Here is a 7,770-nt window from a genome sequence, read left to right on the forward strand (position 1 = left end):
CGGCGGTCAGGGGAGGTCGGCGGCGACCATCCGGCGCACGATCTCGGCGAAGTCGACGGTGGGCGCCCAGCCCAGCTCCTCGCGCGCCCGGGTCGCGTCACCGACCAGCTCTGTCGGGTCGGCCGGGCGGAAGAACGCGGCGTCCTGCCGCACGAGGTGCTCCCAGTCGTCGATCCCGGCGGCTGCGAAGGCGGCGGCCACGAAGTCGCGCACGGAGTGGGCGGCGCCGGTGGCGACGACGTAGTCGCCCGGCTCGTAGGCCCGGGCGGCCCGCACCATCGCGTCGACGTAGTCGGGAGCCCAGCCCCAGTCGCGGCGGACGTCGATGTTGCCGAGGACCAGCTCGTCGGCCTCGCCCCGCGCGATGGCGGCCACCGTCGAGGTGATCTTGCGGGTGACGAAGCGCGGGTGCCGGCGCGGGGACTCGTGGTTGTAGAGGATCGCGCTCGACACGTGCAGGTCGCGCTGCCGGAAGACGCGGGCGGACAGGTGCGCGAAGGCCTTCGCGGCGCCGTACGGGTTGACCGGCGCGATCGGGGTCTGCTCGTCCTGCGGCGACTCCGCCGCCTCGCCGAAGATCTCCGCGCTCGACGCCTGCACGAGGCGTACGCCGTCGACCGCGCGCGCCGACTCCATCAGCGCGACCGCGGCCAGGCCGTTGACGTGCGCGGTGCGGTCGGGCTCGTCCCACGACTGGGCGACCGAGCTGATCGCGGCGAGGTTGTAGACCTCGCGCGGCGCGATCTCGCGCACCAGCCGCCGGGTGGCCTCGACGTCGCCCAGGTCGCCGGCGTGGAGCACGACCTGCTCCGGGCAGTGGGCCGGGTGGCCGTCCGCCTCCAGGACCAGCGCGTGGACCTCCATGCCGTCGGCCACCAGCCGCTCCGCCAGGTAGGTGCCGTCCTGGCCGCCGATGCCGGTGATGAACGCGGCTGCGGTCACCAGCCCGCCTTGACCGCCGCGATGTCGCTGTCGACCATCATCGCGACGAGCTCGGCGAAGGAGACGGTGGGCGTCCAGCCGAGCTTGTCCTTGGCCTTGCTCGCGTCGCCGATGAGGAGCTCGACCTCGGCGGGCCGCATGAAGCGCGGGTCCTGGGTGACGTGCTTGCTCCAGTCGTCGATGCCGACGTGGGTGAAGGCGAGGTCGAGGAAGTCGCGGATCGACCAGGTCTCGCCGGTGGCGATGACGTAGTCGTCGGCCTCGTCCTGCTGCAGCATCCGCCACATCGCCTCGACGTAGTCGCCGGCGTAGCCCCAGTCGCGGCGGGCGTCGAGGTTGCCGAGCGCCATCGAGTCCTGCTGGCCGAGGTGGATCCGGGCGACGGCCTGGCTGATCTTGCGGGTCACGAACTCCGGCCCGCGGCGCGGCGACTCGTGGTTGAACAGGATGCCCGAGGAGGCGTGCATGCCGTAGGACTCGCGGTAGTTGATCGTCATGTAGTGGCCGTAGACCTTGCTCACGCCGTAGGGCGAGCGGGGCCACAGCAGGGTGGTCTCCGACTGGGGGACCTCCTGCACCTTGCCGAACATCTCCGAGCTCGAGGCCTGGTAGAAGCGGATCGACGAGGGGTCGTCGCCGGCGTGGAGGCGTACGGCCTCGAGCATGTTGAGCACGCCCATGGCGGTGACGTCGCTGGTGACGAAGGCGTTCTCCCAGGAGTAGGCCACGAAGGAGATCGCGCCCAGGTTGTAGACCTCGTCGGGCTGCGAGTCACGCATCGCCCGCATCAGGCTCGACAGGTCGGTCAGGTCGCCGTTGTGCAGCTGCACGTCGGGGACGACCTTCGAGACCAGCTCGCGGCGGGGGTTGTTCTGGCCGCGGATCAGTCCGTGGACGTCGTACCCCTTCTCGAGCAGCAGCTCGGCGAGGTAGAGGCCGTCCTGGCCGGTGATTCCGGTGATGAGAGCGCAGGGCATGCGACGCATTCTGTCAGCACGCATCTCGTTAGGGTGGACGGCATGAAGATCCTCGTCAGCGGCGGTGCCGGCTACATCGGCTCGCACACCGTCATCCAGCTCGTCGCCGCCGGCTACGACGTCGTCATCGTCGACAACTTCAGCAACTCCCACCCCACGGTGCTCGGCCGGCTGGAGTCCCTCACCGGGACGCCGATCACGCTGCACTCCTTCGACCTGTGCGACCACGACAAGACCGAGCACCTCTTCGCGAGCGAGCACTTCGACGGCGTGATCCACTTCGCCGGCCACAAGGCCGTCGGCGAGAGTGTCGAGAAGCCGCTCGACTACTACGAGAACAATCTCGTCTCCACCTTCTCGCTCGTGCGGGCGATGCAGAAGTACGACGTCGACAAGCTGGTCTTCTCCTCCAGCGCGACGGTCTACGGCGAGGACCAGGCCGGGGCGACCGAGGACCGCCGCACCTACGCGACCAACCCCTACGGCTGGACCAAGGTGATGCAGGAGCAGATCCTGCGCGACGTCGCGGTCGCTCGGCCCCAGATGCGGTTCGCGCTGCTGCGCTACTTCAACCCCGTCGGCGCGCACCCGTCCGGCACCATCGGCGAGGACCCGTCGGGGATCCCCAACAACCTGGTGCCCTACATCGCGCAGGTCGCGGTCGGCAAGCGCGACAAGCTCCTGGTCTTCGGCGACGACTACGACACGGTGGACGGCACCGGCGTCCGTGACTACATCCACGTCGAGGACCTCGCCGCGGGCCACATCGCCGCCCTCAAGGCGCTCGAGGACACCGACGAGGCGGTCCACACCTGGAACCTCGGCTCGGGCCACGGCACCAGCGTGCTGGAGATGCTCCGCGCCTTCGAGCGCGCGGTGGGTCGCGAGCTCCCCTACGAGGTCGTGGCCCGGCGCCCCGGCGACATCGCCACGTCCTACGCCGACCCGTCCAAGGCCAACCGCGAGCTCGGCTGGCGCACCAAGCGGTCGGTCGACGAGATGGCCGCTGACACCTGGCGCTGGCAGTCGCAGAACCCCCGGGGCTTCGCCGGCTGACGCTTCGTCGGGCCCTCGACACCAGGAAGGCAGTTCGGGCGATGCAGCGCTCGGCTGAGCGTGGCCGGACCTGCCCGGCGCGCGAACTGCCTGCATGGTGCTTGTGGATGAGGCGAGCGGGCGACCGGCGCTCGATGTCAGGGTCGAGGCATGGACCCGGTCGTGGCGCTGCGCGAGCTCGGCGGGGTCGGCACGCTCCAGGAGGTGCTGGGGCTCACGACCCGGTCGCAGCTGGCGGGTGCCCTCGCCGACGGACGGCTCCATAAGCCTCGCCACAACAGGTACTGCCTCGCGGACCTCGAGGGCACCATGCGCGCCGTCGCCCGAACCGGGGGTACTGCCTCCCACCTGAGCGCCGCCCAGGAGTTCGGCTGGAAGCTCAAGCACGACCCGCTGCGTCCGTGCGTCACGCTGCCTCGGAGTGCTCGCAAGCCTCGGGGTCCCTACGAGCTGCACTGGGCCGACCTGTCCGAGCGCGAGCTGAGGCGCAATGTCACCTCCCGCACGCGCACGGTCATCGACTGCGCGCGGACCTACGACTTCGACGTGGCGCTCTGCGTGGCGGACTCGGCGATGCGCGAGGGCATCATCGACCGCGACGACCTCCTGGTCGCCGCCGCTCGTAGCCCACGGACCGGGCGCGCGAAGGCCCTGCGGGTCGCAGCGGAGGCGTCCCACCTGCGGGCCAATCCGTTCGAGACCTGCCTCTACGTGATCGCTGCGTCGGTGCCAGGCATCGACGTCGTCCCGCAGGGGCACGTCCCGGGCGTGGGTTTCGTCGACCTGCTGGAGCGCCGTCTGGGGATCGTGATGGAGGCCGAGTCGCTGGAGCACCACTGGACCAAGGCCGGCCTCCAGCGAGACGTGGACCGCTACACGAGGGCCGCTCGCCTGGGGCTGGTGGTCCTGAGGTTCACCTGGACCGAGGTGATGTTCCGGCCCGACGACGTGCGCGCTGCGATCGAGGACGTCGTCCGGTGGCGCACCGTGCAGGCAGTTGGGCGCCACGGGCTGGCCGCCTGAGCGTGGCTGGTGCCGACCGGGGCGTGAACTGCCTTCATGGTGTCTGCGTCAGCGGACGTCGAGCTCGCCCATCGCCCGGAGCACGACGCGGAGGTGGGCGACCTCGTGGATGCGGAGCAGGTGGGAGCCGCCGAGGGCGGCGAGGACGCCGTAGAACCCCTCGGCCTTGCGGAACTCGTCGCCGAAGAGGTCGTAGGTGTGCGGCAGGGCGTTGCACACCGGCACGCCGAGCGGCCGCAGGCGGAAGCTCTGCGCCAGCACGCGGGCCTGGTGGCGGGCGCGGGTCATCGGGTCGACGAGGTTGCCGTAGTAGAAGCCCATCCCGGGATCGACGACCACCTTGTCGACACCCGCCGAGCGGGCGTGCTCGAGCCGGGGGCCGAAGTGGTCGAGCAGCACCGGCATCGGGTCGGCGTCGGGCGGCACGTCGGCGATCTCGCGGACGTTGGCGGTGGTGCCGAAGCACAGCACGACGGCGGCGTCGTACTCGGCGGCGAGGGCGAGCATCTCGTCCTCGTGCTGGCGTCCGGTCATGTTGAGCACGCGGGCGCCGGCGTCGAGGCAGGCGCGCACGACCTCCGGCTCGTAGGTCTCGACCGAGACGACGGCCTCGGCGGAGAGCTCCTTGACAGCCGGCACGAGGGTTGCGATCTGGTCGGCCGCTGACACGCGCGCCGCGCGGGCGTTGCTCGACTCGGCGCCGAGGTCGATGAGCGCGGCCCCCTGGGCGGCCTGGATGCGCCCCATGCGGACGGCGTCGGCGGGGCTGGTCGCCACGCTCTCGCGGTAGGTCGAGTCACGGGAGAGGTTGATGCACCCCATGAGGGTCGCTTGTCCGTCGCCGATCGACACCGGACCGCGTGGGCCGTCGAGGACGACGGGCGCGACGGGGCTGTCCCACGACCCGCCGTGCTCGGCGTGCAGGGCGGCCAGATCCGCAAGGGTGATCACGCCCGAAAGGGTAGACGGCAAGATGTTGGCCGTGAGCGATCCCCTCGAGCTGCAGCGCCTGGCCGACCTGTCCGACGACGACCTCGCGGCGGCCTACACGCCGGAGCGCGAGCCGTGGCTGCGGGTCAACTTCGTCAGCACCGTCGACGGCGCCGCGACCGGGTCGGACGGGCTCAGCGGCACGATCAACAACGACGCCGACAAGCGGGTCTTCGACACCCTGCGGCGCCGCGCCCACTGCCTGGTGGTGGGGGCGGGCACGATCCGCGACGAGGAGTACGACGTCCCGCGGGTGCCGATCGTCGTCGTGAGCCGGTCGGCCGACGTCCCGCCGTCGCTGGCCGAGGCGCCGCCCGGGCGGGTGCTGATGGCGACGGTCGCGTCGTCGGACGGGCTGGCGGAGGCGCGCGAGAAGCTGGGCGACGACAACGTGCTGGTGCTCGGCGACGAGCAGATCGACCTCGTCGCCCTCAAGGCGGCGCTGGTCGAGCGGGGCTGGACCGAGCAGCTGTGCGAGGGCGGGCCGTCGCTGTTCGCCGACATGCTGGCGGCGGGCGTCGTCGACGAGCTGTGCTGGACGGTCGTGCCGAGCCTCACCGGCGGCGACGCCGTACGCATCGCCACCGGCGCCGAGGTCGACGTCGCGCTGCGTCCCGCCCTGCTGCTCGAGCAGGACGGGACGCTGCTAGGACGCTGGCTGGTGCAGCCTCAGCCCGCCGCGGGGTAGTCCACGACGTAGCTGGGCACGCCCGGCGCGGAGCTGTCCACGCGCGCACCGGTGTCGTTGACGACGTGCTCGATGCTGCCGGCCTCGAGGTTGACCGTCAGGACGTGGTGCAGGCGCACCCCGGCCCGGTCGGGCACCTCGAAGCCGCTCTCGGTGGTGATGGAGGGCTTGTTGCGGTTGAAGACGTAGACCCCGCCGCCGAACAGCTGGTGCCGGAGCACGTCGTCGGCGACCTTGTAGCCCGACCACCCCAGCGTCCCGTCGGGACGGGTCCAGTCGGCCTGGCTCGGCGGGTCGTAGGGGAGCTCGTTCTGGTAGAGCACGACATGGCCGTCCTCGCCGTTCCAGACGGTGTTGAACTCCTGGTAGTGCTCGACGAAGAGCCCGGTCGCGCTGACCCGGTCGCCGTCGACGACCAGGCCCTGGCGGCCGATGTTGGTGCGCCAGCGGTCGGTGTCGCCCGCGACGCCCTCGGTGAAGCCCTCGACGCCGTGGTCGGCGCGCCACACCCACGCGTGGTCGATCAGCACGTCGTCGGCGTCGATGCGCAGCGAGGTGTCGGCGCGGCCGATGTGGGGACCGCCGACGCGGAGGTAGACGTCGTTGAGGGTCGTGCTGGGCGTGATGGTGCGCGGCTTCTGCTTGTTGCCGGGCTGGCCCTGGATGTGGACCAGGTTGGGCGAGAGCTCGGTGCCGGCGTCGACGGTGATGCCGGCGAGGACCACGCCCTCGGCCTGGTGCCGTACGACGACCGGGGTCGCGCCGCCGACGGCCGTCAGCGTCGCCTGGCCCATGCCCAGCACGACGGTGTCGTCACGGCGGATCACCAGGCTGCGGTCGACGTCGTACACACCCGGGGTGAGCAGCAGGTTCTTGCCGCGGTCGAGCGCCTTGGCCAGCACGCTCGCGGGCTGCGCGGGGGTCGCCACGTGGAACGACGACAGCGGCAGGTCGCGGCCGGCCGTGGGGCCGTCGGCCCAGCTGATGCCGCGCGAGTCGGCCTGCGCGGCAGGCACCCGCACCTGCCACGCCCCCGAGGCGCCGATGTGGAGGTAGGGCTTCTCCCGGCTGATCGGGGTGCGGTCGAGGGTGGTGTAGGGCGGGGTGGGGAAGCCGGCCTCGGAGGGGGCGCCGACGGTGCCGGCGAAGACCTGGTTCCACACGCCGTTGGACCACTCGCCGACCTCGCTGTTGCGGGTCAGCCACTGCTGCTGGGAGCCGTTGATCACCAGGCCGGTGCGGGAGTCGGCGAGGTAGCCGCCGCTGGCGTACTGCGGCCCGGCGGTGCAGTAGTCCATGAGCGAGAGGTTGCCGCCGCGGACGTCGACGCGGCGCAGCGAGGCGGCCTGCGAGGTGGCCCAGAAGTTGGCCGAGGCGCGGCACCCGTCCTGGCCGGTGCCGTTGACCTGGATGGTCAGGTTGGACATCGAGCGCCAGAAGTTGTTGAGCGCGACGCAGTAGCTGGTGCCATTGTCGTTCAGGCAGCGGTTGTAGACCTCGACCTTGCCGTTGATGACGGTGTCGGACGGGGAGACGCCGAGCCCGGCGACCTCGGTGTAGTAGCCGACCTTGATTTGCAGGGGCTCGGCGGCGGTGCCGTAGGTGCCGGGCTGGAAGAGCAGGCTCCAGCGCTCCTCCGACATCTCGGCGTCGACCTGCTGCTGCCAGATGGCGTTGGCGCGCTCACGGATCTCCGCGACGGGCATGGACGGGTCGAAGACGATGACCCGCTCGCCCAGGTCGGGCGCGGCCGAGCTCGGGGGCGGGGGAGTCGCGGCAGTGCCGGGCGCGAGAGCCAGCGGCGACAGACCCGCCAGGGCTAGAGCGAGGGCGGTGATCGCCGCGCGCAGGTGCGTACGACGGTGTGGACGTGGGGGCATGGGGGGACCTTCCGGGGGTGTGAGAGCGCTTCCACACCTGATGGTGCACCATCAGGTGTGACGAGCGCCATACCCCGAATTGGTCCCGGGCTCAGACGGTATGACGTGACCGCCTCGGACTGAGGGGGTTGCAGGCCGGGGCCTCTCACATGCATGTACGTGGGTTGTCGGGCAGGAGTGGCCTGCTCGACCTATCCACAGGCATAGGAGGCCC

The 7,770-nt window shown here is 71.2% G+C and carries 7 protein-coding genes; 3 read left to right on the forward strand and 4 right to left on the reverse strand.

Annotated elements, in window-relative coordinates; genetic code table 11:
* Positions 1–6: 6 nt before the first annotated feature.
* Complete coding sequence (locus NCI01_RS03975) at positions 7–942, reverse strand: GDP-mannose 4,6-dehydratase (RefSeq protein WP_254180162.1); 936 nt, start codon at positions 940–942, stop codon at positions 7–9.
* Entirely contained in the window at positions 939–1,919 is a 981-nt protein-coding gene (gmd, locus tag NCI01_RS03980) for a GDP-mannose 4,6-dehydratase (RefSeq protein ID WP_254180163.1), read from the reverse strand. Before gmd ends, NCI01_RS03975 begins: the two co-directional genes overlap by 4 nt.
* A gap of 42 nt (positions 1,920–1,961) precedes the next feature.
* On the opposite strand from gmd, the gene galE reads away from it, so the two are divergent.
* Together galE and NCI01_RS03990 are read left to right on the forward strand one after the other, a co-directional pair.
* Positions 1,962–2,975, forward strand: coding sequence for a UDP-glucose 4-epimerase GalE (gene galE, locus NCI01_RS03985; protein ID WP_254180164.1), 1,014 nt, complete (start codon positions 1,962–1,964; stop codon positions 2,973–2,975).
* Between the two features lie 150 nt (positions 2,976–3,125).
* Positions 3,126–3,998, forward strand: coding sequence for a PDDEXK family nuclease (locus tag NCI01_RS03990; protein WP_254180165.1), 873 nt, complete (start codon positions 3,126–3,128; stop codon positions 3,996–3,998).
* Positions 3,999–4,046: 48 nt separating this feature from the next.
* On the opposite strand, the gene NCI01_RS03995 is transcribed toward NCI01_RS03990, so the two are convergent.
* Positions 4,047–4,949 (reverse strand): dihydropteroate synthase, encoded by a 903-nt coding sequence (locus NCI01_RS03995; RefSeq protein WP_254180166.1) that lies wholly within the window; start codon positions 4,947–4,949, stop codon positions 4,047–4,049.
* Positions 4,950–4,980: 31 nt separating this feature from the next.
* Between NCI01_RS03995 and NCI01_RS04000 the strand changes: the two genes are divergently transcribed.
* Complete coding sequence (locus NCI01_RS04000; RefSeq protein WP_254180167.1) at positions 4,981–5,676, forward strand: dihydrofolate reductase family protein; 696 nt, start codon at positions 4,981–4,983, stop codon at positions 5,674–5,676.
* Here NCI01_RS04000 and NCI01_RS04005 read toward each other — a convergent pair.
* Positions 5,658–7,556 (reverse strand): pectate lyase-like domain-containing protein, encoded by a 1,899-nt coding sequence (locus NCI01_RS04005; RefSeq protein ID WP_254180168.1) that lies wholly within the window; start codon positions 7,554–7,556, stop codon positions 5,658–5,660. The two genes, NCI01_RS04000 and NCI01_RS04005, sit on opposite strands and share 19 nt — an antisense overlap.
* Positions 7,557–7,770: the final 214 nt, after the last annotated feature.

This window comes from Nocardioides pinisoli (assembly GCF_024199985.1).
GTDB classification, from domain to species: Bacteria; Actinomycetota; Actinomycetes; order Propionibacteriales; family Nocardioidaceae; genus Nocardioides; species Nocardioides pinisoli.